Annotated in this window: 22 protein-coding genes; 18 read left to right on the top strand and 4 right to left on the bottom strand. The window is 69.1% G+C overall.

Features of this window, described 5'->3' with window-relative positions:
* Positions 1-80: 80 nt before the first annotated feature.
* From H587_RS0115035 to H587_RS0115020, 4 genes are all read left to right on the top strand, one after another.
* Entirely contained in the window at positions 81-485 is a 405-nt protein-coding gene (locus tag H587_RS0115035) for a CidA/LrgA family protein (protein ID WP_027176935.1), read from the top strand.
* Complete coding sequence (locus tag H587_RS0115030) at positions 472-1,182, top strand: LrgB family protein (protein ID WP_051202974.1); 711 nt, start codon at positions 472-474, stop codon at positions 1,180-1,182. The genes H587_RS0115035 and H587_RS0115030 overlap by 14 nt, the downstream gene beginning before the upstream one ends.
* Before the next feature lie 446 nt (positions 1,183-1,628).
* Positions 1,629-1,850, top strand: coding sequence for a YwbE family protein (locus tag H587_RS0115025; RefSeq protein ID WP_027176933.1), 222 nt, complete (start codon positions 1,629-1,631; stop codon positions 1,848-1,850).
* Positions 1,847-2,326 carry a YaiI/YqxD family protein gene (locus H587_RS0115020; protein WP_027176932.1) on the top strand — a complete coding sequence of 160 codons (480 nt, stop codon included), beginning with the start codon at positions 1,847-1,849 and terminating at the stop codon, positions 2,324-2,326. Before H587_RS0115025 ends, H587_RS0115020 begins: the two co-directional genes overlap by 4 nt.
* 103 nt (positions 2,327-2,429) lie before the next feature.
* On the opposite strand, the gene H587_RS21195 is transcribed toward H587_RS0115020, so the two are convergent.
* Both H587_RS21195 and H587_RS19060 read right to left on the bottom strand, forming a co-directional pair.
* The gene (locus H587_RS21195) at positions 2,430-2,792 is read right to left on the bottom strand and encodes a tetratricopeptide repeat protein (RefSeq protein ID WP_245560899.1); all 363 of its coding nucleotides are present in this window, start codon (positions 2,790-2,792) and stop codon (positions 2,430-2,432) included.
* Positions 2,714-3,580, bottom strand: coding sequence for a response regulator (locus H587_RS19060; RefSeq protein WP_245560898.1), 867 nt, complete (start codon positions 3,578-3,580; stop codon positions 2,714-2,716). The genes H587_RS21195 and H587_RS19060 overlap by 79 nt, the downstream gene beginning before the upstream one ends.
* A 382-nt stretch (positions 3,581-3,962) precedes the next feature.
* On the opposite strand from H587_RS19060, the gene H587_RS0115005 reads away from it, so the two are divergent.
* From H587_RS0115005 to H587_RS0114975, 7 genes are all read left to right on the top strand, one after another.
* A complete protein-coding gene (locus H587_RS0115005; RefSeq protein WP_027176931.1) occupies positions 3,963-4,946 on the top strand; it encodes a Bug family tripartite tricarboxylate transporter substrate binding protein in 984 nt (327 codons plus the stop codon).
* Between the two features lie 52 nt (positions 4,947-4,998).
* Positions 4,999-5,484, top strand: coding sequence for a tripartite tricarboxylate transporter TctB family protein (locus H587_RS0115000; protein ID WP_027176930.1), 486 nt, complete (start codon positions 4,999-5,001; stop codon positions 5,482-5,484).
* Between the two features lie 15 nt (positions 5,485-5,499).
* Positions 5,500-6,987, top strand: a complete 1,488-nt coding sequence (locus H587_RS0114995) for a tripartite tricarboxylate transporter permease (protein WP_034609593.1) — start codon at positions 5,500-5,502, stop codon at positions 6,985-6,987.
* Positions 6,984-8,147, top strand: coding sequence for a mandelate racemase/muconate lactonizing enzyme family protein (locus tag H587_RS0114990; protein ID WP_051202972.1), 1,164 nt, complete (start codon positions 6,984-6,986; stop codon positions 8,145-8,147). Before H587_RS0114995 ends, H587_RS0114990 begins: the two co-directional genes overlap by 4 nt.
* 52 nt (positions 8,148-8,199) lie before the next feature.
* Positions 8,200-8,949: a GntR family transcriptional regulator gene (locus H587_RS0114985; RefSeq protein ID WP_034609591.1), complete on the top strand. Its 750-nt coding sequence runs from the start codon at positions 8,200-8,202 to the stop codon at positions 8,947-8,949.
* 199 nt (positions 8,950-9,148) lie between these two features.
* Positions 9,149-9,802, top strand: coding sequence for an adenylyl-sulfate kinase (gene cysC / locus H587_RS19055; RefSeq protein ID WP_084630870.1), 654 nt, complete (start codon positions 9,149-9,151; stop codon positions 9,800-9,802).
* Between the two features lie 124 nt (positions 9,803-9,926).
* Positions 9,927-11,150: a glycosyltransferase family 9 protein gene (locus tag H587_RS0114975; RefSeq protein ID WP_027176926.1), complete on the top strand. Its 1,224-nt coding sequence runs from the start codon at positions 9,927-9,929 to the stop codon at positions 11,148-11,150.
* Here the strand turns inward: H587_RS0114975 and H587_RS0114970 are convergent.
* Together H587_RS0114970 and H587_RS0114965 are read right to left on the bottom strand one after the other, a co-directional pair.
* On the bottom strand, positions 11,147-12,553 hold the full coding sequence (locus tag H587_RS0114970) for a B12-binding domain-containing radical SAM protein (RefSeq protein WP_027176925.1): 1,407 nt from the start codon (positions 12,551-12,553) through the stop codon (positions 11,147-11,149). The two genes, H587_RS0114975 and H587_RS0114970, sit on opposite strands and share 4 nt — an antisense overlap.
* 98 nt (positions 12,554-12,651) lie before the next feature.
* Positions 12,652-13,710 carry a lysylphosphatidylglycerol synthase transmembrane domain-containing protein gene (locus H587_RS0114965; RefSeq protein WP_027176924.1) on the bottom strand — a complete coding sequence of 353 codons (1,059 nt, stop codon included), beginning with the start codon at positions 13,708-13,710 and terminating at the stop codon, positions 12,652-12,654.
* A gap of 287 nt (positions 13,711-13,997) precedes the next feature.
* Here H587_RS0114965 and H587_RS0114960 point away from each other — a divergent pair, with 287 nt between their 5' ends.
* The 7 genes from H587_RS0114960 to H587_RS0114930 all read left to right on the top strand — a co-directional run bounded on the left by H587_RS0114960 (position 13,998) and on the right by H587_RS0114930 (position 22,903).
* A complete protein-coding gene (locus H587_RS0114960; protein ID WP_051202970.1) occupies positions 13,998-15,239 on the top strand; it encodes an aminotransferase class I/II-fold pyridoxal phosphate-dependent enzyme in 1,242 nt (413 codons plus the stop codon).
* Between the two features lie 44 nt (positions 15,240-15,283).
* Positions 15,284-16,360 carry an efflux RND transporter periplasmic adaptor subunit gene (locus H587_RS0114955; RefSeq protein WP_027176922.1) on the top strand — a complete coding sequence of 359 codons (1,077 nt, stop codon included), beginning with the start codon at positions 15,284-15,286 and terminating at the stop codon, positions 16,358-16,360.
* Between the two features lie 349 nt (positions 16,361-16,709).
* Positions 16,710-18,233 carry a PfkB family carbohydrate kinase gene (locus H587_RS0114950; RefSeq protein WP_027176921.1) on the top strand — a complete coding sequence of 508 codons (1,524 nt, stop codon included), beginning with the start codon at positions 16,710-16,712 and terminating at the stop codon, positions 18,231-18,233.
* A 3-nt stretch (positions 18,234-18,236) separates the two neighbouring features.
* Positions 18,237-19,211, top strand: a complete 975-nt coding sequence (locus H587_RS0114945) for a GSU2086 family protein (RefSeq protein WP_027176920.1) — start codon at positions 18,237-18,239, stop codon at positions 19,209-19,211.
* Positions 19,212-19,333: 122 nt separating this feature from the next.
* Complete coding sequence (locus H587_RS0114940; protein WP_027176919.1) at positions 19,334-20,332, top strand: NAD-dependent epimerase/dehydratase family protein; 999 nt, start codon at positions 19,334-19,336, stop codon at positions 20,330-20,332.
* Between the two features lie 17 nt (positions 20,333-20,349).
* Complete coding sequence (locus H587_RS19930; protein WP_051202967.1) at positions 20,350-22,068, top strand: aminoglycoside phosphotransferase family protein; 1,719 nt, start codon at positions 20,350-20,352, stop codon at positions 22,066-22,068.
* A complete protein-coding gene (locus tag H587_RS0114930) occupies positions 22,046-22,903 on the top strand; it encodes a transketolase (protein WP_084630867.1) in 858 nt (285 codons plus the stop codon). The genes H587_RS19930 and H587_RS0114930 overlap by 23 nt, the downstream gene beginning before the upstream one ends.

Here is a 22,903-nt window from a genome sequence, read left to right as displayed (position 1 = left end):
TGCTGTCAATTCATTTTACATATGCTGGGGGCCTGGCTAGAGGGAAGGTGTCGCGCGGGGATCGCGCCGAGGAGTGTCACATGTTTTCTCGCAAGCTGTTTCTTTCCTTCCGTCTGGCCATGCGCCACAGTCGTCTTCTCCAGATCGGCCTTCTGGCGGGTTTCTGGGCCCTGGGCGAACTCATCGCCCGGGCCGCGCATCTTCCCATCCCCGGCGGCGTGCTGGGTCTGGCCGTGGTCCTGCTCCTCCTTGTCAGCGGCCGCCTGCACGCCGCCAGCCTGCGCCGAGGCGCGGACTGGCTTTTGGCCGAAATGCTTCTCTTCTTCATCCCGGCCGTGCCCGCCGTGCTCGATCACCAGGAGTTCCTGGGCCCCCTGGGGCTCAAGCTCCTGGCCGCCGTGCTGGCCGGAACCCTGCTGGTCATGGGCGGCACGGCCCTGACCGTGGACCTTTGCTGCAGGCTGGCCCGCCGTGACGCCCGTTAGCCTGCCGCACTCCCCCCTGGCCGCCGGCCTGTTCTGGTCCGCGGCCACCGTGGCGCTCTACTGCGCGGCCCGGCGGGTCCATCGGCTCCGCCCCAGCTGGTGGACCTCGCCGCTGGCCCTGGCCCCGGTCCTCATCGTGGCCCTGGCCCTGGCCCTGCACGAGGGCTACGAGGAATACAACCAGGGCACCCGCTGGCTGCTGACCATGCTCGGCCCCGTGACCGTGGCCTTCGCCCTGCCCATTTTCGAGCAGCGCGAGATGATCCGCCGCCACTGGCCCGTGCTGACCGTGGGCGTCGTCGCGGGCAGCGCCATCGCCATGCTCACGGCCTGGGGCCTGGCCTCGCTGCTGGGCCTGTCCGAGAGCGTGCGCCTGAGCCTCATGCCGCGCTCGGTGAGCACGCCCTTCGCCATGACCGTGTCCGGCGACATCGGCGGGATTCCCGACCTGACGGCCGTCTTCGTGGTGCTCACGGGGGTCTTCGGCGCGGCCCTGGGCGAGATCCTTCTGCACGTGCTGCCCCTGCGCACGAGCCTGGCCCGGGGCGCGCTCTTCGGCATGGGCGCCCACGGCGCGGGCGTGGCCCAGGCGCGTCAGGTGGGCGGCGAGGAAGGCGCCATCGCGAGTCTGGTGATGATCCTGGCGGGCCTGTGCAACGTCCTGGCCGCCCCGCTCATCGCCTTGTTGATACACTGACCCAAACTCCCCCCCCATGGGAACGCCGCCACTCCTCCAAGGGCGGCAAGTCAAAGACCCCCGGCCGCCGCCGGGGGTCTTCGACCCTTTTCAGAAAACCAGGGGCTTCGCCCCTTTTCAGAAAATCAGAGAGACACTGTTCCTCTTCGCCTGTTAAGACGCCGCCCCTCTCTAGAAATACGGAACGGCCTGTCCCCCCATGTTTTTTTATAAACCGGCGAAGCCGGGGGGCTTCGCCCCGTTATAGAAAGGCAAAAAAGGCGTGGTCCCTCTATGACTTTCCATGAACGCCCGAAGGGGGCGTCGCAGCCGGGGGGCGTCGCCCTTTTCAGAAAGTTGGAAAGACACTGTTTCTCTTCGGCTGTTAAGCCGTAGCCCCTCCCCGGTTTTCTATAAACCGGCGAAGCCGGTTGACGGCGGGGCTTTTGGCTCGTAGGTCGAGGCCCATGAAACAGACGGCTTCCTCCAGCGGCACGTTCCGCAAGAACATCGTTCCGGGCCTGCGCGTGCTCGTGGTCCGCAAGCAGGACCAGCGCAGCGGCAAGACCACCGAAGGCGTGGTCCGCGACATCCTGACCAGCGCCGCCGTGCATACGCGGGGCATCAAGGTCCGCCTGACCAGCGGCGAAGTGGGCCGGGTGCGGGAAATCCTGGGCGGCCGGGAATGAGCGGCGGCGACGGCCGCGCCCGGCGCATCTGGGTGGACGCCGACGCCTGCCCGGGCCCCATCGCGGAAATCCTCTATCGCGCGGCCCGGCGGCTGAAGATTCATCTCACCATGGTGGCCAACAAGGCCCTGCATCCGCCGGAGTCGGAGTATCTGCACGCCCTGCGGGTGCAAAAGGGCTTCGACGTGGTGGACGACGTCATCGCCGAAAGCGTGGCCCCCGGCGACCTGGTCGTCACCGCCGACATCCCCCTGGCCGCGCGGATCGTGGACAAGGGCGCGCTGGGCCTCAACCCCAGGGGCGAAATCTACACCCCCGAGAACATCCGGGGCCGCCTGGCCGTGCGCGACCTGCTCTACGAACTGCGCGAGAGCGGGGTGAACACCGGCGGACCCGCGCCCCTCTCGGCCCGCGACCGCAACACCTTCGCCAACCACCTGGACCAACTCCTCGGGCGGGGCTTCGCCCCGTTATAGAAAGGCAAAAAGGCGTGGCCCCTCTATGGCTTTCCATGAACCCCCGAAGGGGGCTTCGCCCCGTTATAGAAAGGCAAAAAAGGCGTGGTTTCTCTATGGCTTTCTATGAACCCCCGAAGGGGGCGGCGAAGCCGGGGGAGTCGGAGTCCATGGCGGCGGCGGGGCGGTTGTCGCCGGGCTGGGGGAGCGGGGCGGCGGTTCCGGCCGGGGTGATGAACTCCGCGCCGAAGATGCGCTTGTGCAGGTTCCTGGCCTCGGCGAAACAGGGATTGAGGACCAGGGCCTTCTTCACGTACTCCCCGGCCTCCTCGAAGCGGGCGGTGAGATGGTAGGCCTTGGCGATGTTGAAGTAGACGTTTTCGTCGCGCGGGGTCAGCGCGACGGCCTTCATGTAGGCATGCAGCGCGCCCTCGAAGTCCCCCTCCTTGCGCAGCCGTATGCCCAGGGTATTGAAGGGGTTGGGCACGTCCTTGTCGTGCTTGAGGATCTCGATGAAGGCCTGCTTGGCCTCCTCCAGGCGGTCCGTCTCGGCGAAGGTCTGGGCCGCGTGCTCCATGTATTCCAGGTATTTTGAATTGTCGCCCTTGGCTTGAAGGCGTCGGCCAGGCCCTTGTAGGCCTCGGCGAAGAGCTCGTTGAGCTTCACGGCCTTCTTGAACGAGAGGATGGCCTTGCCGTACTTGTTCTCCAGCAGGTAGCCGCAGCCCAGATCGTAGTAGCGCCGGGCCTCGTCGCGGGTGCCGACGATCTCCTCGAAGGCCACGATGGCCTCGTCCGGGTCGCCCGCCGCGAGCAGTTCCCGGCCTTCGCGCAGCTGTTCGTCCTCGATCTCCAGGTAGCCCTGGAGATGCTTGGCGGCCAGGAGATACTGCTCCAGGGTCTTCAGGGAGTAGGGGCGCAGGATGTAGCCCGCGCAACCCGCGTCGATGGCGTCCAGGATGTAGTCCCGGCTGTTCTCCAGGGTGATCATGATCGCCGGGAGGCCCTTGAGGGGTTTGCGGCCGCGCAGGAGACGCAGGAAGTCCAGGCCGTTCATGTCGGCCAGGGTGGAGTCCAGGAGAAGCAGGTCCGCGCGGTCCCGTTCCAGGGCCGCCACCGCTTCCTCCGCGCTTTCGAAGAAGCTCACCCGCTCCGGGGCGAAGCACTTCATCTGTTGGGCGTCGCGCTTGGCGTGGATCTTGTTGGCCGAGATCACGGCCACGTGGCGGAAATGACGAAAGGCCTTGCTTTCCTTGAACGAATCGATCAGCTCCATGAATCCCCCCCGGCGGGAACCTAATCGGCGGGGGGAAAACAGGCAATGATTTCCTGCCGCGGGGCCTTCGGCCCGTTAGAGAAAGGCGGAAGGGCGCTGTCTCTCTTCGGTTTTCAATACTCCGGCGAAGTCGGCGGCGAAGCCGGGGAGCACAGGCCGCGCACCCAGTCCAGGGCCGGAACCCGGACCAGAATGCCGCGGCGCGTCATGGCGCCCTCCCTGATGCGGCGGCTTCCGTTGCGCCGTGAAGAATTCGCGAGGATGTTTTTTCGGGGAATTTCTCGGGGCGGAGGGTTGACTCTTCTTGTCTTATTAAAATATATACCTCTGAACTACTGGCTGTTTGACCATGTGTGCCCACCCAATGACCAGGAGAGTCGAGATGATGCGCAAGTTCCTCGTTCTGATGGCCTGTGTGGCAATGGCGGCATTGGTCCCGGGAACGGCCCGGGCGGAGTACCCCGACAAACCGGTCACCCTGGTGGCCCCCTACAGCGCCGGCGGCGCCTCGGACCTGGCGGCCCGGGCCCTGGCCTCGGTGGCCCCGAAGTACGTGGGCCAGCAGGTCATGGTCGTGAACAAGCCCGGGGCCAGCGGCATCACCGGCTCGGCCTTCGTGGCCAAGTCCAAGGCCGACGGCTACACCCTCCTGCTCTCGCGGGTGGGCGGCAACTGCCTGGTTCCGGCCATGAACGCCAACACTCCGTTCACCTGGAACGACTTCACCTTCCTGGGCCTTCTGGAGATCAACCCCTTCGTCTTCGTGGTCAAGGCCGACGCCCCGTACAAGACCCTGGCCGACCTGGTCGACGCGGTGCGCAAGAACCCCGGCAAGCTGAGCTTCAGCTCCAACGGCCCCTTCGGCCTGCTGGCCGTGGGCTCCAAGATGCTCCTGGACGCCGCCGGGCTGCCGGTGAACGCGGCCAACGACGTGCCCTACAACGGCGACGGCGACGCCAAGGTCGCCCTGCTCGGCGGGCACGTGGACTTCCTGGGCGTGAACCTCTCCTCGGTCATGGACCAGATCAAGGGCGGGCAGATGCGCGCCCTGGCCGTGACGAACGAGATCCGCCTGCCTGAACTGCCGGACGTGCCCACCCTGGCCGAGGCCGGATATCCGGACCTGAACGTCCTCCTGCTCGGCTGGAGCGGCCTCTGGGCTCCCAAGGATCTGCCCGCCGATGTCGCGGCGGTCTGGACCAAGGCCCTGCAGCAGGTCAAGGCCGACGCGGAGTGGAACAAGATCACCCTGAGCCTGGGCTCCCTGCCGCGCATCCTGACCCCGGACGAGACCGAGGCCTTCGTGCGCAAGCAGTTCGAGGTTTATCAGGCCTTCGGCAAGAAGATCGGCGCGGGCAAGAAGTAGCAACGGAACCCGGGGCGGCGGCCCGCCGCCGTCCCGGAAGAAAGGACGTCCCATGTCACGAAGCACGCAGGACATCGTCTACGGCAGCGTCGTCGGCCTCGGGTTCGCCGCCTTCGCCGCCTGGGGCATCCCGGCCTGGATCGAGACGCCCTCCAGCGTGAGGATCGCGGCGGTCTCCCCGGCCTTCTGGCCCGAGGTCGTGGCGGTTTTCCTGGCCCTTTCCGGGTTCGCCCTGGCCGCCGGGGGCCTCCGCCGCCGCCTGGCCGAGGGGGCCCGCCGCCGGGAGGCGGGCGCCGCGTCCGCGGGGTGGAACCTCAATCCGCCGTTCACCCTGGCGGTTTTCCTGGCCTACTATCTGCTCATCGACGTCATCGGCATCGTCTGCGCCTCGGCCCTGGCCCTGGCCGTCATGGCCGTGCGGTACGGCGAGCGCAATCGGCTGGTCCTGTCCGCCGTGGCCCTGGGTCTGCCCCTGGCGCTCTACGGCTTTTTCGTCTGGGTGGCCAAGGTGCCCATGCCGCTCGGCCTGTTCGGCTGAGCAGGAGAGAAGACGATGATCGAAAACCTGTCCGCCGCCCTGGCCCTGATCGCCACCTGGTACAATCTGGCGGCCATCGCCGCCGGAATGATCTTCGGCGTGGTCATCGGGGCCATTCCCGGCCTCACCGGCAACATGGCCGTGGCCCTGGCCCTGCCCTTCACCTTCTACATGCACCCCATCACCGGCCTGCTCCTGCTGGTGGGACTCTACAAGGGGGCCATCTACGGGGGCTCGATCTCGGCCATCCTGATCAAGACCCCGGGCACTCCGGCGGCCTCCTGCACGGTGCTCGACGGCTATCCCCTCACCGAGAAGGGCCAGGCCCGCAAGGCCCTGGACATGGCCCTCTACGCCTCCTGCGCCGCCGACTTCGTCTCCAACCTTTCGCTCATCTTCTGCACCGGCTGGATCGCGGCCTTCGCCATGCGCTTCGGCCCGCCGGAGTTCTTCACCCTGATCTGCTTCTCCATGACCATGATCGCGGGCGTGTCCGGCGGCTCGGCCATCAAGGGCTTCATCTCGGCGGGCCTGGGCCTGCTGGCGGCCACCGTGGGCCTGGACCTCATGTTCTCCACCGAGCGCCTGACCTTCGGCAACGCGGACCTCATGGCCGGGATCAACTTCATCCCCGTGCTCATCGGCCTCTTCGCCCTGCCCGAGATGCTTCAGGGCGTGGGCGGCGGCGACGCGGGCCAGATCGCCAAGGTGGACGCCGGGCGGCTCACCTGGCCCGAGTTCCGGGCCAGCCTGAAGACCATCCTGCGCGGCAGCCTCATCGGCGTGGTCATGGGCGCGATCCCGGCCGTGGGCCCGGCTCCGGCCGCCTTCCTCTCCTACAGCGAGGCCCGGCGGACCTCCAAGAACGGCGACGAGTTCGGCAAGGGCGAACTGGAGGGCGTGGCCGCCGCCGAGTCGGGCAACAGCGGCTGCTGCGGCTCGACCATGATCCCGCTGCTCTCCCTGGGCGTGCCCGGCGACCCGATCACGGCCATCATGCTCGGGGCCTTCATGATCCACGGCCTGACCCCCGGCCCGCTGATCTTCAAGCAGAACGCGCCCCTGGTCTACGCCCTGTTCATCGGCATCCTGTTCAGCTCGTTCATGATGTACCTGGCCGGACGCGGCGTGATCCGCGTCTTCTCCAAGGTGGTCAACATCCCCAAGCGGCTCCTGTTCCCCTCGGTCATGGTGCTCTGCGTCTTCGGCGTCTACGCGGTGAACAACAGCATGCTCGACGTGCTGGTCATGATCGTCGCCGGGGGCGTGGGCTATCTCATGCTCCTCACCCATACGCCGCCCGCGCCGTTCATCATCGCCTTCATCCTGGGCCCCATGTTCGAGGACAACCTGCGCCGGTCCCTGATCATCTCCAACGGAGGCTACGAGGTGTTCTTCGCTTCGCCCATCAGCTGGGTCTTCATCATTCTCACCGTGGCCAGCATCTTCTTCACGGCCTTGCGGGCCTTCCGCAAGTCCCGGTCCGCGAGGTGCGCGGCATGAACAGCGGGAACGCCGTCATTGAAACCGACACGCTGCGCGTCCGCCGCGTGGAGATCCGGGTCTACCGCGCGCCCATCGACACGCCCGTGACCACCTCCTTCGGGGTCATGCGCGACCGTCCCTCGGTGCTTCTGCGCCTGGAGGACGAAAGCGGCGCGCACGGCTGGGGCGAGGTCTGGTGCAACTTCCCCGACTGCGGGGCCGAACACCGGGCCGGGCTGCTGCGCTCGGTCTTCGCCCCGCTCCTGCTGGGACGGGAATTCCGGGGGCCGTCCGAGGCGGCCGCGGAACTGACCCGGGCCACGCACACCCTGATGCTCCAGACCGCCGAGTACGGGCCCATCCAGCAGTGTCTGGCCGGAGCGGACGACGCGCTCTGGGATCTCGCGGCCCGGAAGGCGGGCCTGCCCCTGCACCGCCTGCTCGGCGGAAAGGGCGAGGGCGTGGTCCCGGCCTACGCCAGCGGCATCAATCCGGCGGGCTGCCTGGAGACCGTGGAGGCCTGTCGCGCGGCCGGATACCGGGCCTTCAAACTCAAGGTGGGCTTCGGCCGCGACCGCGACCTGACCAACGTCCGGATGATTTCGGAGTCCCTGCGGCCCGGCGAACGTTTCATGCTCGACGCCAACCAGGCCTGGGATCTGGACACGGCCGGGGCCATGCTCCGGGAGCTGGCGGCCTTCCCCGTGGAGTGGATCGAGGAGCCCCTGCGCTGCGACCGGCCCATCGAGGAATGGCGGCGGCTGGCCGAGGCCTCGCCCATTCCCCTGGCCGCGGGCGAGAACATCCGCTCCCTCGGGGAGTTCCGCGCGGCCTTCGGCCATCTCGCCTTCGTCCAGCCCGACGCCTGCAAGTGGGGCGGGGTGAGCGGCTGCCTCGAGGCGGCCCGGGCGGCCCTGGAGGCCGGGCGGGTCTACTGCCCGCACTACCTCGGCGGCGGCGTGGGCCTGTTGGCCTCGGCCCATCTGCTGGCGGCCGCGGGCGGTCCCGGACTCCTGGAGATCGACGTGAACCCCAACCCCCTGCGCGAGGGCCTGGCCGCCCCGCATCCCCGGCTCGACGAGGGCGTCTTCACCCTGCCCGGGGGCCCGGGGCTCGGCGTGGAGCCCGATGACGCGGCGGTTGCGGAATTCCTCCGATCCTCTTATGTACGCGGATGATCGGCCGTTCCCCCAGAACGGCCGCTGTCAAGGAACGGAGGACGCCGGGCGCATGGCTGAGGACGGACGGATGAAGGACTTGCTGCGGCGCAGCCGCAGTCCGCTCTATCTCCAGGTGGCCTGCGCCATCCGCAGCCGCATCGACAGCGGCGAGTGGGTTCCCGGCGCGCGCATCCCCAGCCTGGACGAGCTGGCCCAGGAGCACGGCGTCTCGCGGATCACGGCCCGCCAGGCCGTGACCAGCCTGGTGGAGGAGCGCCGTCTCGTCCGGCAGCAGGGCACGGGAACCTTCGTGGCCGAGGCGGATCCCAATCGGCGGTTGCGCATGAGCACGAGCTGGGAGTCGCTGACGCGCATGATCGCGGGCACCTCCCTGGACATCCTCGCGGAGCGCCGGGAGGCGCCCCCGCCGCCCCTGGACGACGTGCCCGGACGCCCGGCGGCGGCCTACCAGTACATGCGCCGGGTCCACGGCCGGGACGGCCGCCCCTACGCCGTGCTGGACATCTACCTGGACCAGGAGGTCTTCGACCGCGCCCCGGATCTCTACCGGAGCATCACCGTGCTCTCCGTGCTCAACGACCGGGAAGAGGTGACCGAGGGCGCGCAGACCCTGACCATCAGCACGGCCGACCCGGAGTCCGCCCGCTGCCTGGACATCGCGGTGGACGCCCCGGTGGCCCTGGTGCGCCGCCATGTCCTGGGCGCGGAAGGGCGGCTGCTCTATTTCGCCAACGTGGTCTACCGCGGCGACTCCATCAGCTTCGACATCGATCTCGTCTGCAAGGGCCGCAAGGGCTGACGACCCCCGCTCGGCCCGAATGCGGCGGGTCTTCCTCCCTCGCGCCCGTCCGGGCGCGGCCGTCGTCGTGGCCTGAAGAATGTTTGCTGAGGGCTCGGCGGGGTGGAAACTGGACCAAGGGAGCTTCGTCGTATATAGGAAGCCGGAATCGGACGCGCCCCGACCGGGGACCGCGCCCCCCCATCGCCCGGGAGAGCCCATGACGAACGACGACCCCGACGGGAAGACCCTGACCGAGCAGTGCCGGCACGCGAGCAACGCCGCCACCTGCCCGCCTCCGGCGCAGGTTCTGCGTCGCCACCGCGAGGCCGCCAACGGACACCGCTCCCTGGCCCTCTGGTTCACCGGCCTGTCCGGCTCGGGCAAGTCCACCCTGGCCCATGCCCTGGAGAAGCGCCTGCACGACCGGGGCGTGCGCACCTACGTCTTCGACGGGGACAAGATCCGCCACGGGCTTTGCGCCGACCTGAGCTTCAGCGCCGACGACCGCACCGAGAACGTGCGCCGCATCGCCGAGTCCGTGAAGCTCTTCCTGGACGCCGGGATCGTCTGCTTCTGCGCCTTCATCTCGCCCATGCGCGCGGACCGGGAGAACGTGCGCCGCATCCTCGGCGACGCCGACTTTCACGAGGTCTACGTGCGCTGCTCCCTGGAGGAGTGCGAACGCCGGGACATCAAGGGCTATTACCGCCTGGCCCGCCAGGGCAGGATCAAGAACTACACCGGGATTTCCGCGCCCTACGAGGCGCCCGAGAATCCCGCCCTGACGCTGGACACGGACGCCTTGGGCCTGGAGGCCTGCCTGGACCGCCTGGAAGCCTTTCTGGCCGGGAACGGGCTGCCGCCGCGCTGATCGTCCGGGACGCCTTCCCGTGATCCGCGCCGAAAATCTTGCCAGAACGGCGGGCATGGCTTAGCCTGCCGCCCAGCCTCCGCCGCCTCGCGGCGCGGGCTTACGCACGAGACGGGAGAGGCGGATGCCGGTTCAGTTCATGCGGTTCATCGACTTCTGGCTGGGCGCGCCCTGCTGCCTGCTGCTCACGCTCTGGCTGCGGGTCGCGCGCCTGTTCCGACGTCCCCGGCCGCGTCCCGAGCGCCTGCGCCGCGTGATCTTCATCCAACTGGCCGAGTCCGGGGCCTTCGTGGCCGCGCAGGCGGCCATGCGCCGCCTGGAGGAACGCCACCCCGGGGCCGAGCCCTGGGTTCTGACCTTCGGCCTGGGCGGACAGGTGCTCGACGCCCTGCGCTTTCCCCGCGACCGGCGCATCGTCATCCGCACCGACGGCCTCTGGACCTTCTGCCGCGACACCCTGGCCGCCATCGCCCGCATGCGCGCCCTGGCCCCCGACGCCACGGTCAACCTGGAGACCTTCGCCCGCTTCAGCACGCTCCTGGCCGCCCTGTCCGGGGCCCCGATCCGGGCGGGCTTCTTCCGTTTCCACGACGAGGGCCGCTACACCGGCGGCCTGCTCACCCACCGGCTGGTCTACTCGCCCCATCTGCACGCGGCCCAGACCTACGCGGCCCTGGTGGAGTCCCTGGCCGAGGAGCCGGGCCCGGAACCGGCGGCCAAGGTCGCCGTGCCCCTGGAGGATCTGGAGTTGCCGCGCGTGCCTTCGGATCCGGCCCTGCGCGCGCGGGTGGAGGAGATGCTGCGGAGCCTGTGCCCCGGCTGGGAGCCCTCCTGGCGGCTCGTGCTGCTGAACGTGAACGCCAGCGACATGGCCCCCAACCGCCGCTGGCCGGAAGCCAACTACCTGGAGCTGGCGGCCCGGCTGGCCGAACCGCCGGACGTGCTGGTGGGCTTCATCGGCGCGCCCGGGGAACGGGCGGCCGTGGAGCGGCTGCTGCGGGAGCTTCCGCATCCCCGCGTCCACAACCTCGCGGGCCGCACCGGCCTGCCGGACCTCATGGAGCTGTTCCACGCCGCCGACCTGCTGGTGACGAACGACTCCGGCCCGGCGCATCTGGCGGGCGCGGCCGAGATCGACGTGATCGTCCTCTTCGGCCCGGAAACGCCGAAGATCTTCCGGCCCCTGGGGCCCCGGGTGCGGGCCGTGAGCCTGGAGCTGGCCTGCAGCCCGTGCATCTCGGCCTACAACCAGAAGCGCTCGCCCTGCCGGGACAACCGCTGCATGAAGGGCATTTCCGTGGAGTCGGTGCTCGGGATGGCCCAGGTCGCCCTCGGGCGGCGGCCCTAGCGCCCGGACCCCTTCCGTTCCCGCCACAGGCCGCGCGCGGCGTCGGCCATGACCCCCAGCCCGTCGCGGGTCAGGTTCAGGGCGTCCACCGTGGTGCGCACGTCCAGAAGCCTGCCGAGGATCTTCCCGGGCCGCAGGTAGAACTCCCGGCTGGCGCGGTTGCGTAGGGCCTCGGCCCGCTCGGCCGCGAGGCTCTCCGTGGCCAGCGAGGCCCGTGAGCCGGACTGGTCCATCTCCCGGTTTTCGGGGTCGGCGTAGCCCCGGTCCAGGGCTTCCCGGCGCAGGGGCGTGCCCATGCGCGGCACGGCCAGGTTGAAGGAGGCGAAGTCCGGGTCCAGGCGCTTGGCGAAGGCGATGGTCGCCAGCGCGCTCTCCTCGGTCTCGCCGGGCAGGCCGAGGATGAAGGTGGCCACCGTGCGCAGGCCCAGCTCCCGGCAGGCCGCGCGGGCGGCCATGACGCCCCCGGCGGTGATGTTCTTGGAGTAGGATTCGAGCAAGGCGTCGTCGGCGCTCTCGGCCCCGAACATGACCGTGTGGCAGCCCGCCCGCCGGAGCAGAAGCAGGAACTCCCGGTTCATGAGGTCCACGCGGGTGAAACAGACGAAGCCGAAGCCGTATTTCCGGCGGATCATGGCCTCCAGCAGGGCCCGCGTCCGGGGCCGGTCCGCGCCGAAGGTCTGGTCGTTGAAGTAGAGGTCGCGGCAGCCCCGGGCCTTGAGCAGGTCCAGCTCCTCCAGCACGTTCTCCACCGCCCGGGATTTGAAGCCCAGGCCGGGCATGACGCAGAACGAACAGCGGTAGGGACAGCCGAAGTTGGTCAGGACCACGGCGAAGGGCCGGCGGCGCACGAAGGGGTAGCGGTAGCGCGGGGAGGCGAAGAGGTCGTGGCGCGGCACGGGGATGGAGAACTCGCCCCGGGCCGGGGCCGCGCCCGGACCGCCGCCGCGCGTGGCCAGGCCGTGATCGTCGCGCCCGGCGAAGAAGCGTCCCGGGCCGTCGGCGGTGAAGTCCACGGCCACGGCGTCCAGGCCCGCGAATCGTTCCAGGGCGGCCGCCGGGTTCTCCAGGAAGAGGTCGCCGATGCCCACCGCCGAGCGGATGGACGGGACCGCGCGCCGCAGCCGCGCCAGGAATTCCGCGTCCTCGCCCAGGGAGACCGCCCCGGCCAGGGTCAGCAGATGGTCCGGCCGCGACGCGGCGACGCGCTCAATCGCGGCCTCGGGCGAGAGTCCCTCGGCCACGGCGTCCAGGGCCGACACCCGGAAGTCCCGGGCCAGGAGGCCGCTTTGCAGGAGCAGGTCCGTGGGCGGGTAGAGATAGCCGCTCTTGGAGACCTTGCTGCAGAAATAGTCCCGGATATAGCGTTTCTTCCCCGGGGGATTGAGCAGCAGGACGGTTTCCACGCGGACGGCCTTGGTTGGTGCGGATGAAGGGGTCCGTTTCCTATAGCCCGTCCCGAGGCCGGGCGTCCAGCGTCATCGGGCTCCGGCGGGTCAGAGGTTCAGCGCGGGGCCGCCTCGTCCGGAGAGTCCGCGCCGCGCCGCGCCGAGAGGCGCAGCAGGCGGCCGGGCCTGAGCCCGAGGGCGTGTGTCCCGACGAGCCCCAGGGCCACGTTCAGCGTCGTGACCAGGGCGTGGTAGAGCAGGGCGAAGGCCAGGCCCTGGTCCACCGGCACGCCGAACAGGGAGAGGGCCAGGACGATGGCCCCGTGGACGGCGCCGATCCCGGCCGGGGCCGCCACGGCCATCAGGCCCACCACGGTGAGGCACATGGCCAGGAGCGCGGCCTGGAAGGCGGGCGGCGGGAAGAGGGCGGCCATGCCGAAATGGTAGGAGGCCGCGATGAGGGTCCAGATGAGCAGGGAGCGGAGAAGCAGGAGGAACAGCTCCCGGGGCCGGAAGAGGACGTCGAGGCCCGCGATGCCGGAGCGGATCCTGCCCTCCAGCGAGTCCCAGGGCAGGAAGCGGAAGGGCGCGGCCAGGCGTTTCAGCAGGCGCAGCATGGGGGTCTGGAAGCGGGAGAGCAGGAAGAGCAGGAGCCAGGTCGCGGGCAGGATCACGGCGCAGACCGCGGCCGCCCCGCGCAGGCCGGGAGCGGCCGTCGCGTCGCCGGGCAGGGACAGAGCCGTGGCGATGAACAGGAGCGTCACGGTCATCAGGTCCAGCAGGCGGTCCACGAAGATTTTCGAGAGCGCCTCGCTCGCGCCGTGTTTCAGGCTCCCGGCCAGCAGGAAGGTCATGCAGAACTCCCCCGCGCGCAGGGGGATGAGGCAATTGACCATGTTGCCCGTGTTGGCGATGTGGAAGACCCGGCCGAAGGCCGGGGAGCCGCCCAGGATGCGGCGCAGCCGTTCGGCGCGCAGGGCCGCGGCGAGCGCCTGCAGCAGGGCCGCGGCCAGGATCGGTCCCGGGCGGGCCTGGGCCAGGGAGGCGGTGAGGCGGGAGAAGTCGGCCAGGGAGAACAGGGCGATGATGATGCCGCAGGCCGTGGCGAGGAAGATCGCGGCCTTCAGGACCGCCGCGCGGGAACGCGGCCGGGGGGATGGTGTGGTGCTCTCCATGCGGTGTCCGGTTCGTAGCAGACCCCCGCGCGTCTGCCAAGACGGAGCTATCGGTTTTTCTACCGGAAGTCGGCCGGCGTGATTTCTGTTTCAAAAAAAAGCGCGGGGGGAAAGTGAGGGAACGAAGCGGTGGGAGTGCCCGATTTTCCCCGCGCGGCAGGAGTTTCCCGCCAGCCGTCCGTCGATTCCGCGATCAAGGGGCGGGCAGGACGCGTTTGACGCGGGCCCTCATTACGAATACATAAGCATAGAATTTTTATGCGAGACGCTGGAGTCTGGAATAATCCATGAGTCACAAGGCATTGGCGAAAACAACGGGCACGGAGTCCGTCTCCGCCACGGAGCGGGCCACATTGACGGCGAGCGTCAAGGCGCTCGTGCGCTCGAAGCGCTACGTCTATTTCAAGCCCATCGAGCGCAGCAACGGCGTGGAAGCCGTGGTGGACGGCCGCACCCTGATCATGGCCAGCTCCAACGACTACCTGGGCCTGACCCACGACCGCCGCGTGCTCGCGGCGGCGGCCCGGGCCATGCGGCGCTGGGGCAGCGGCCCCGGCGGCTCCCGCTTCCTCTGCGGCAACATCACCCTGCACCACGAGCTGGAGGAGCGGCTGGCCCGCTTCACGGGCAAGGCCGGGGCCGTGGTCCATCCCACGGGTTTTCTGACCAACGCGGGGGCCATCGCCTGTCTGACCCGGCCCGGCGACGTCTTCCTCTGCGACCGGGAGTGCCACGCCAGCATCATGGCGGGCTGCCGCCTGGGCGGCGCACGCATGGTTTCCTACAAGGGAGAACGGGAGGGCGCGGCCCGCGCGGCCCTGGAGCGCCTGCGCGCCAAGCCCGAGACCGGCAGGATCTTCCTGATCACCGAGGGCCTGTTCAGCATGTCCGGACGGGTCACGGATCTGGCCGCCCTGGCCCGGCTGCGGGAGGTGGACCCGAACCTGTTCCTCTACGTGGACGACGCCCACGGCCTGGGGGTCATGGGCGGAGGCCGGACCACGGCGCACGAGTTCGACGCCGTGGCCGACGTGGACATGGTCATGGGCACCTTCAGCAAGGCCCTGGCCTCGGTGGGCGGCTTCGTGGCCTCCGACGACCTGGACCTGCTGACCTACATCCAGCACGACTCCCGCACGCACATCTTTTCCGCCGGGCTGCCCGCCGCCAGCGCCGCCGCCGCGCTGGCCAGCCTGGAGATCATCGAGAAGGAGCCCCGCCGCGTGGAGCGCCTCTGGCGCAACGCCCGACTGGCCCAGTCGCGCTTGCAGCGCCTGGGGCTCACCGTCAAGGAGTCCAGCAGCCCGATCACGTCGATCCTCATCGGCGACGAGATGGCCGCCTTCGACTTCTCGCGCGAACTCTTCGACCGGGGCGTCTTCGCGCTTCCGGCCGTCTATCCGGCCGTGCCCAAGGGGCAGGCCATCCTGCGGGTGGTCTTCACCAGCCGCCACACCCGGAAGCACATCGACACGGTGCTGAACGCCATCGCGGAAACCGCCCGGCTGTTCCGCCTCATCGAGGACTGACGACGGCCCGGACCGGGCCGAGGAAAGAAGGACGACAGAGGCGCATGGAGGCGAGCCTTTTCATCGAGAGCGCACTGAAGAAGGCTTCCTGCCGACCCTGGCTCATGCCGCTGGTCCTGGCCGCCGGCGATCTCCTGGCCGTGGGCGCCGCCTGGTCCGTCTGCGTCCTGGTCCGCCACGTCCTGGGCGGCGCGTTCCCTCTCTCGGCCTATTTCTCGCTCTGGCCCCTGAGCGGGCTCTATCTGGCGATCTACGCCGCCCTCGGCGGCTACCGGGTGCTGCTCCACCCGCCCCGGGAGATGAAGATCTGCGTCCTGGGCACCAGCCTGGCCGCCCTGATCTTCGCGGCCCTGACCTTCTGGCTGCGCAACCCCTATGCCGGAACCTGCGAGGAGGTTCGCGTGCGCCTGGGCGATGCGGTCAAGGCCGGAGACGTCCTGGCCGTGTACCGGCTGGACGACCAGGACCATGATGCGATCCGCCAGGCCCTGCGTCCGGGGAAGCTTCACGCCAGGCGGGAGGAATTGCGCCTGCTCGACGTCCAGAGCCAGGAGGCGGCCGCCCGGGTTGAACGGCTGGAGGACGCCGTGCGCGTCGGGGTCGAGAGCCGGGCCCGGCTGGAACGGGAGGCCTCTGGCCTGGACATGCTCGACCGGCAGCGGGCCGCGCTCCGGGAAGAGATCCGGGAACTGTCCGAGAATCTGGCCGAGGAACGGGCCCGGGTCCGCCGCGAGTTGGGCGGCGTGCCGGTCTCCTCGGAGAACGTCCCCTGGGAGGCGCTTCTGCGCGCGCCCGCCGATGGACTGGTGTCCGACCTGAAGCTCGGCCCCCGGATGGAGATGGTCAAGAACAAGCTCTGCTTCAGCGTGGCGCGTCCGATTTTCCACGCCGAATGCCGGATCGGGCCGGATCGTTACGTTCGGCTCACGGCGGGAGACACGGGGCGCGTCACCATCCAGAGCCTGGGGGATCGGGAGTTCGAGGGAGTGCTCCTGCCTTTGCCGCTGACCGCCGAGGACAAGGGGCCCGCGGCGGCTTCCTACCTGGTCCATTTTCTCATCAAGGATCTGGATCTGTTCGTCAGTGAAGGTGTGCGGGTCAAGGTCGTTCTGGACAAATAGAGCCCGGCGGTTCTTCTCCCCGTCCCACGGTCAGCCTCCATCGGGTCCGTCCTCTCCGCCCCGTCCGCCGCGACGGCCTCCGGGGGCGATGCTCCCGCGATGCCGGGGGGCAGGGTTGTGGGGCAATAGGTTATGGGGTAAAGACGTCCACGGTCATTGCCGGGAATGTCGATCGGCGTGGCGGACGCGTTCTTTGTCGGCCGGAAGCTTCCCGCCGCCCCGGCAGACGTTTCATCTCCCGCATGGGATTCAGCTCCCTTTCGTGGAGGCGGGGTGGGCCGGGTTGGGAGGGCGCGCCCTCCGGCCGGCCGCGGGGAACTCCCCGACATCATTTCCGAGGAATCCAACCATGACTGCTCATTCCAAGCTCCTTCCCCTTCATAGGCTCGTCGAAGTCCTGAACGGAATCCGGGCGGACAGGAAGATCGTCCTCTGCCACGGCTGCTTCGATCTCCTGCACATCGGGCACATCCGCTACCTGCGCCAGGCCCGGACCATGGGCGACGTGCTGGTGGTGACCATCAGCCCGGACCGCTACGTGGACAAGGGGCCGCACCGCCCGGCGTTCAACGAGAGCCTGCGGGCCGAGGCCATCGCCAGCCTGGACTGCGTGGACTACGTGGCGATCAACGAGTACCCCACGGCCGAGGAGACGCTCCGGTTGTTGCGCCCGAACGTGTACTGCAAGGGCTCCGACTTCAAGGACGCCCAGAGCGACCCCACGGGCAAGCTCCAGGCCGAGGAGCGCGTGGCCCGCGAGGTCGGCGCGGAGATGGCCTTCAGCAAGGACGTGGTCTTCAGCTCCACGAACCTCATCAACCGCTTTCTCTCGGCCTTCCCCGAGGAGGTCCAGGACTACCTGAGCCTGTTTCGCCGCCGCTACTCCGAGGCCGACGTGCAGGGCGTGCTGGACGCCATGCGCGATCTCAAGGTGCTGGTCATCGGGGACACGATCCTGGACGACTACCACTATTGCGGCGTTCTCGGCACTTCCAGCAAGGAGCCGGTGCTGGCCCTCAAGCACGGCTCGAGCGACCTGTTCGCGGGCGGCGTGCTGGCGGTGGCCAACCACCTGTCGAGCTACGTATCCGACGTGCGGCTGTTCTCCGTCATGGGCGAGCTGGGCGGCCGCGAGGGCTTCATCCGCGAGAGCCTGGCCCCCTCGGTGCGGCCGCATCTGGCCTTGCACAAGGGCGCGCCCACCATCGAGAAGCGCCGCTACCTGGAAGGCTACACCTTCAACAAGCTCCTTGAAATCTATCACATGGACGACTCCGGCCTGCCCGCCGCCGACGACGCGGAGTTCGTCGCCGCGGTGGAGGCCGAGGCGGCCGACTACGACCTGGTCATCGCGGCGGACTTCGGCCACGGGACCATCTCCCCGGCCATGCGGCGCATGCTGGAGCGCAAGGCGCGGTTCCTGGCCGTGAACACCCAGGCCAACGCGGGCAACCGGGGCTACCACACCATCGGCCGCTACCAGCGCGCGGACTACGTGAGCCTGGCGGAGCCGGAGATGCGCCTGGAGGACCGGGATCTTTCCGGCCCGCTCATGCCCCTGATGCTCCAGGCCGCCGAACGCCTCGGCTGCCGGGCCCTGGCCGTGACGCGCGGCAAGCGGGGGTGCATGGTCTTCACGCCCGGCGGCGGCTTCGTGGAGGTGCCCGCCTTCGCCATCAAGGTCGTGGACCGCATCGGCTCCGGCGACGCCTTCTTCTCCGTCACCGCGCTCGCCGCCGCGTTGAACGCGCCCGCGGAGATCACCGCGCTTCTCGGCAACGTGGTGGGCGGCTTGGCCGTGGGGGTCATCGGCAACAAGAAGGCCGTCGACCGCCAGAGCACCCAGAAATATCTGACCTCGCTCCTGAAGTAGGCCATGCCCACGCGCCACAGACTCTTCGACCTGACGCGGCTGAAGCTTCAGCCCCTGGCGGACCGCGCCCACGACCTGGATTTCGTCCCGGCCTCCTGCCCGGCGCGGACGGCCCCAACCCCGACGGCCTCCGTGCGGCCCGCGCTGGCCGGCGTGGCCGCCCGCCTGGCTGCGGCGCGGGAGCGCGGCGCGGCGCGGGTGCTCATGATGGGCGCGCACGTGCTGCGCAGCGGGGTGCAGCCCTACCTCCTCGACCTGTTGCGGCGGGGATTCGTGAGCCTGGTGGCCGTGAACGGGGCCTGCGTGATCCACGACTTCGAGCTGGCGCTCATCGGGGCCACCACGGAGAGCGTGGCGCGCTACATCAAGGCCGGCGAGTTCGGGCTCTGGACGGAGACCGGACGGATCAACGACATCGTGGCCGCCGGGGACGCCGAGGGCCTGGGCCTGGGCGAGGCCGTGGGCCGGGAGATCGCGCGGGGCGCGTATCCGCACAAGAATCTTTCGCTGCTGGCCCGCGCCTGGGAGCTGGGCATTCCCGTGACCGTGCACGTGGGCATCGGCCAGGACATCATCCACCAGCATCCGAATTTCAGCGGCGCGGCCTTCGGCTCGGCCAGCCATCGGGACTTCCTCATCTACGCCGCCGAGGTCGAGGGATTGGAGGGCGGGGTGGTCATGAACCTGGGCAGCGCGGTCATGGCCCCGGAGGTCTATCTCAAGGCCCTGGCCATGGCGCGCAACGTCGCCGCCCGCGAGGGACGGGAGATCCGCCGGTTCACCACCCTGGTCTGCGACCTGCACGACCTGCCGGAGGACACCCGGGCCGAGGCCCCCAAGGGCAGCGCGGCCTATTATTTCCGCCCCTGGAAGACCATGCTCGTGCGCACGGTCGCCGACGGCGGCGAGAGCTTCTACTGTCGGGCGCGGCACGACGAGAGCGTGCCGGAGCTGTGGACGGCGCTTCAGGGAATGTAGGCCGCCGCGCGGGTTTTCCGGGCGCGGCGTCGGTTCGGATTTCGGCGGGCGTTCCGCCGCGGCACGTGAACAGGGCCGGGGAGGCTTCCCGGCCTGCAACCAAACAGGACAGGTGAGCGAGCATGAGCGAGATCAAGACCATCTTCGTCACCGGCGGCGCGGGCTACGTGGGCGCGCTGCTGGTTCCCCAGCTGCTGGACGCGGGCTACAAGGTGAAGGTTCTGGACCTGTACCTCTACGGCGACGACGTGATCCTGGGCGGCAAGGGCCATCCGAACCTCACGGAGATCAAGGGCGACCTGCGCGACGCCTCCCTGCTTGAGAAGCACCTCCCCGGCTGCGACGCGGTCATCCACCTGGCCTGCATCTCCAACGATCCGAGCTACGAGCTGGACCCCAGCCTGGCCCGCTCCATCAACTACGACGCCTTCCTGCCCCTGGTGGACATCTCCAAGAAGAGCGGGGTGAAGCGCTTCATCTACGCCTCCAGCTCCAGCGTGTACGGCCTGAAGGACGATCCCGAGGTCACCGAGGATCTGCCGCTCGAACCGCTGACCGACTACTCCAAGTACAAGGCCATGTGCGAGGAATACCTGAACAAGGCCGCCACCGACGACTTCATCGTCACCACCATCCGGCCCAGCACCGTGTGCGGCTACTCCCCGCGCATGCGCCTGGACCTGACCGTGAACATCCTGACCAACCACGCCATCAACAAGGGCAAGATCACGGTCTTCGGCGGCGAGCAGAAGCGCCCCAACCTGCACATCCAGGACATGTGCGACGTGTACCTGTTCATGCTCAAGCAGGATCCCAAGAAGATCCAGAAGAAGATCTACAACGTGGGCTACGAGAACTACAAGGTCAAGGAGATCGCGCAGATGGTGCGCGAGACCCTGGGCGGCGACATCCCGGTGGAGACCACCCCCACCAACGACAACCGCAGCTACCACGTCTCCAGCCGCAAGATCAGGGACGAGCTCGGCTTCGAGCCCACGCACACCATCCAGGAGGCCATCCTGGACCTGAAGAACGCCTTCGAGGCGGGCAAGCTGCCCAACAGCATGGACGACATCCGCTACTTCAACGTGAAGCTCATGCAGGCCGTGAAGCTGAAGTAGCCGGAAGACAGACCGCGATGCGTCCCGCTTCCGAGATCGGTGGAAGCCCGGTCATCGGGCTGGACCTGGACAACACGCTCGTCGGCTACGACGAGCTGCTCTGCGAGCTGGCGGTGTCGGAGGGCTATCTCCCTCCGATGTCGCCGGGTTCGCCGGGGCTCGGCAAACGGGCCCTGCGCGACCGCCTGCGCGCCAAGGGCGACCAGGGCGAACAGGAGTGGCGCAGGCTCCAGGCCCTGGTCTACGGCACGCACATGCCCCGCGCCCGGCTCATGCCCGGCGTGGACCGCTTCCTCGCCCGCGTCTCGGCCCTGCGCGCGGCGGGCGCGGCGTTCACCCTGTACGTCGTGAGCCACAAGACCCGCGTGGCCAACAACTACTCCGACGGCGCGGACTTCCACCGGGCCGCGCTGGCGTTCCTCGAGGCCCAGGGCTTCTTCGCCCCGGGCGCCGGGCTGGAGCCCGGCCGGGTGTTCTTCGAGCCCACGCGCGAGGCCAAGGTGGCGCGCATCGCGGCGCTCGGCTGCACGCATTTCGTCGACGACCTGGAGGAGACCTTCGCGGAGCCCTCGTTTCCCCGGGGCGTCACGCGCATCCTCTACGACCCGGCGGGCGACGCGGCGGCCCAGGAGGGAGTGCGCCGCCTGGGCTCCTGGGACGAGATCGCCGACGCCCTGCTGGCGGAACTCGAGGGCGCGGTTCCGCCGGACTTCGGGGCCCTGGCGGGCGAGCCCCTGGCCGCCCGCGAACGCATCTACGGCGGCCGCAACTCCCGGGTCTACCGGGTGCGCGCGGTTTCCGGCCGGGAGTATGCGGGCAAACACTACCACCAGCACAAGGACGACCCCCGCGACCGTCTGGGCGCGGAGTGGCGCGCGCTCTCGCTCTTGTCCGGGCGGCCGGATCTGGCCCCCTTCGTGGCCCGGCCCGTGGCCCGGGACGCCTCCCGGGGCATGGCCCTGTACACCTTTCTTGACGGCGTGCAGGCCAGTCTGACGCCCGCCACCGGGGCCGACATGGACGCCTGTCTGGAGTTCCTGTGCGGCCTGCGCCGTCTGGCGCGTGAGCTGCCGGAGGCGAAGGCGGCGGAGATCCCGGCCGCCTCCGAAGCCTGTTTCTCCCTGGCCGCCCTGGCCGCCAACCTGCGGAAGCGGCTGACCGCGCTCCAGGCCGTGCCGGAGGACGCCTGTCTGGGCCGCGAACTCGCGGAATATCTCTCCGGTGCGCTGGCGCCCTTCATGGCGGAGAGCCTCGCCCGGGCGGAAGACCTCCTGGGCGACCCGTCGCGTGAGCTGCCCCGGGAGCTGCGCACGCTTTCGCCCTCGGACTTCGGCCTGCACAACGCCCTGCGCGGCCCGGCGGGCCTGCGTTTCGTGGATTTCGAATACTTCGGCTGGGACGACCCGGCCAAGACCCTCTGCGACTTCGCGCTGCACCCGGCCATGAACCTGCCCAAGGAGTTGCGGCGGCGTTTCGCCTCGGGGTTCCTGGAGCGTTTCGGCCGGGAGGATTCCGGCTTGCGGGACCGCGCGGGCGCGGTGTATCCCCTCTACGGAATCAAGTGGTGCCTCATCCTGTTGAACGAGTTTCTGCGCGGCGCGGACGCCCGTCGGCGCTTCGCGGCGGGCTCGGCCTGCGCGGACGACGATCCGGCCCGGCGCGGGGCGCAGCTGTCCAAGGCCCGGCTGATGTTGGAGCAAGCGAGGATATTTGATGCGACAGATGGTATGCGTTGAGACCCAGCCCGGCGGGCTGACGCCCCTGGACGACCGGGGCAGGAAGCTGCGCCGGGACGTGGTGGAGATTTTCGAACATTCCCGGCGCGGGCACGTGGGCAGCACCTTCTCGCTCATCGAGATCGTGCGGGTGCTCTATGACGACATCCTGCGCATCGACCCGAGGAATCCCAGGGATCCCAAGCGCGATCGCTTCATCCTGAGCAAGGGCCACGGATGTCTGGCGCTGTACGTGGTCCTGGCCGACAAGGGCTTCTTCCCGGCCGACGAGCTGTGCCGCTTCTGCGCCTACGACGGCATCCTGGGCGGCCACCCGGAGGCGGGCAAGGTGCCCGGGGTGGAGGCCAGCACCGGGGCCCTGGGGCACGGCCTGTCCATCGGTGTGGGCATGGCCGTGAGCGCCCGCATGGACAAGCGCGACAGCCGCGTCTACGTGGCCATGGGCGACGGCGAGATCAACGAGGGCAGCGTGTGGGAGGCGGCGCTCTCCGCCGGCAACCGCGGGCTCGACAACCTCTGGGCCATCGTGGACTACAACAAGCAGCAGTCCTACGACACCACTTTCGAGGTGCAGAACCTGGAGCCCCTGGCCGACAAGTGGCGGGCCTTCGGCTTCGCCGTGACCGAGGTGGACGGCCACGATCTCCGCGCCCTGCGCGAGGCCTTCAAGAAGCCCCTGGAGCCCGGCAGGCCCACCTGCGTCATCTGCCACACGGTGAAGGGCAAGGGCTACGTTCCCTCGGAGAACAACCTCACCTGGCACCACAAGAGCAAATTCACCGACGAGGACATGGCCGGGCTGCGCGCGGCCTTCCCTCTGAAGGAGGGCGCCTAG

It is taken from the genome of Desulfovibrio aminophilus DSM 12254, assembly GCF_000422565.1.
Taxonomy (GTDB): domain Bacteria; phylum Desulfobacterota; class Desulfovibrionia; order Desulfovibrionales; family Desulfovibrionaceae; genus Aminidesulfovibrio; species Aminidesulfovibrio aminophilus.
Note: the sequence above shows the minus strand (reverse complement) of the source record. Positions and strands in the feature narration are given on the sequence as shown.

Bases quoted from the DNA above. Each gene is read 5' to 3' on its own strand.
- H587_RS0115035 (WP_027176935.1), top strand. From the start codon at position 81: ATGTTTTCTCGCAAGCTGTTTCTTTCCTTCCGTCTGGCCATGCGCCAC.
- H587_RS0115025 (WP_027176933.1), top strand. From the start codon at position 1,629: ATGAAACAGACGGCTTCCTCCAGCGGCACGTTCCGCAAGAACATCGTT.
- H587_RS0115020 (WP_027176932.1), top strand. From the start codon at position 1,847: ATGAGCGGCGGCGACGGCCGCGCCCGGCGCATCTGGGTGGACGCCGAC.
- H587_RS19060 (WP_245560898.1), bottom strand. From the start codon at position 3,580: ATGGAGCTGATCGATTCGTTCAAGGAAAGCAAGGCCTTTCGTCATTTC.
- H587_RS0115005 (WP_027176931.1), top strand. From the start codon at position 3,963: ATGATGCGCAAGTTCCTCGTTCTGATGGCCTGTGTGGCAATGGCGGCA.
- H587_RS0115000 (WP_027176930.1), top strand. From the start codon at position 4,999: ATGTCACGAAGCACGCAGGACATCGTCTACGGCAGCGTCGTCGGCCTC.
- H587_RS0114995 (WP_034609593.1), top strand. From the start codon at position 5,500: ATGATCGAAAACCTGTCCGCCGCCCTGGCCCTGATCGCCACCTGGTAC.
- H587_RS0114990 (WP_051202972.1), top strand. From the start codon at position 6,984: ATGAACAGCGGGAACGCCGTCATTGAAACCGACACGCTGCGCGTCCGC.
- H587_RS0114985 (WP_034609591.1), top strand. From the start codon at position 8,200: ATGGCTGAGGACGGACGGATGAAGGACTTGCTGCGGCGCAGCCGCAGT.
- cysC (WP_084630870.1), top strand. From the start codon at position 9,149: ATGACGAACGACGACCCCGACGGGAAGACCCTGACCGAGCAGTGCCGG.
- H587_RS0114975 (WP_027176926.1), top strand. From the start codon at position 9,927: ATGCCGGTTCAGTTCATGCGGTTCATCGACTTCTGGCTGGGCGCGCCC.
- H587_RS0114965 (WP_027176924.1), bottom strand. From the start codon at position 13,710: ATGGAGAGCACCACACCATCCCCCCGGCCGCGTTCCCGCGCGGCGGTC.
- H587_RS0114960 (WP_051202970.1), top strand. From the start codon at position 13,998: ATGAGTCACAAGGCATTGGCGAAAACAACGGGCACGGAGTCCGTCTCC.
- H587_RS0114955 (WP_027176922.1), top strand. From the start codon at position 15,284: ATGGAGGCGAGCCTTTTCATCGAGAGCGCACTGAAGAAGGCTTCCTGC.
- H587_RS0114950 (WP_027176921.1), top strand. From the start codon at position 16,710: ATGACTGCTCATTCCAAGCTCCTTCCCCTTCATAGGCTCGTCGAAGTC.
- H587_RS0114945 (WP_027176920.1), top strand. From the start codon at position 18,237: ATGCCCACGCGCCACAGACTCTTCGACCTGACGCGGCTGAAGCTTCAG.
- H587_RS0114940 (WP_027176919.1), top strand. From the start codon at position 19,334: ATGAGCGAGATCAAGACCATCTTCGTCACCGGCGGCGCGGGCTACGTG.
- H587_RS19930 (WP_051202967.1), top strand. From the start codon at position 20,350: ATGCGTCCCGCTTCCGAGATCGGTGGAAGCCCGGTCATCGGGCTGGAC.
- H587_RS0114930 (WP_084630867.1), top strand. From the start codon at position 22,046: ATGCGACAGATGGTATGCGTTGAGACCCAGCCCGGCGGGCTGACGCCC.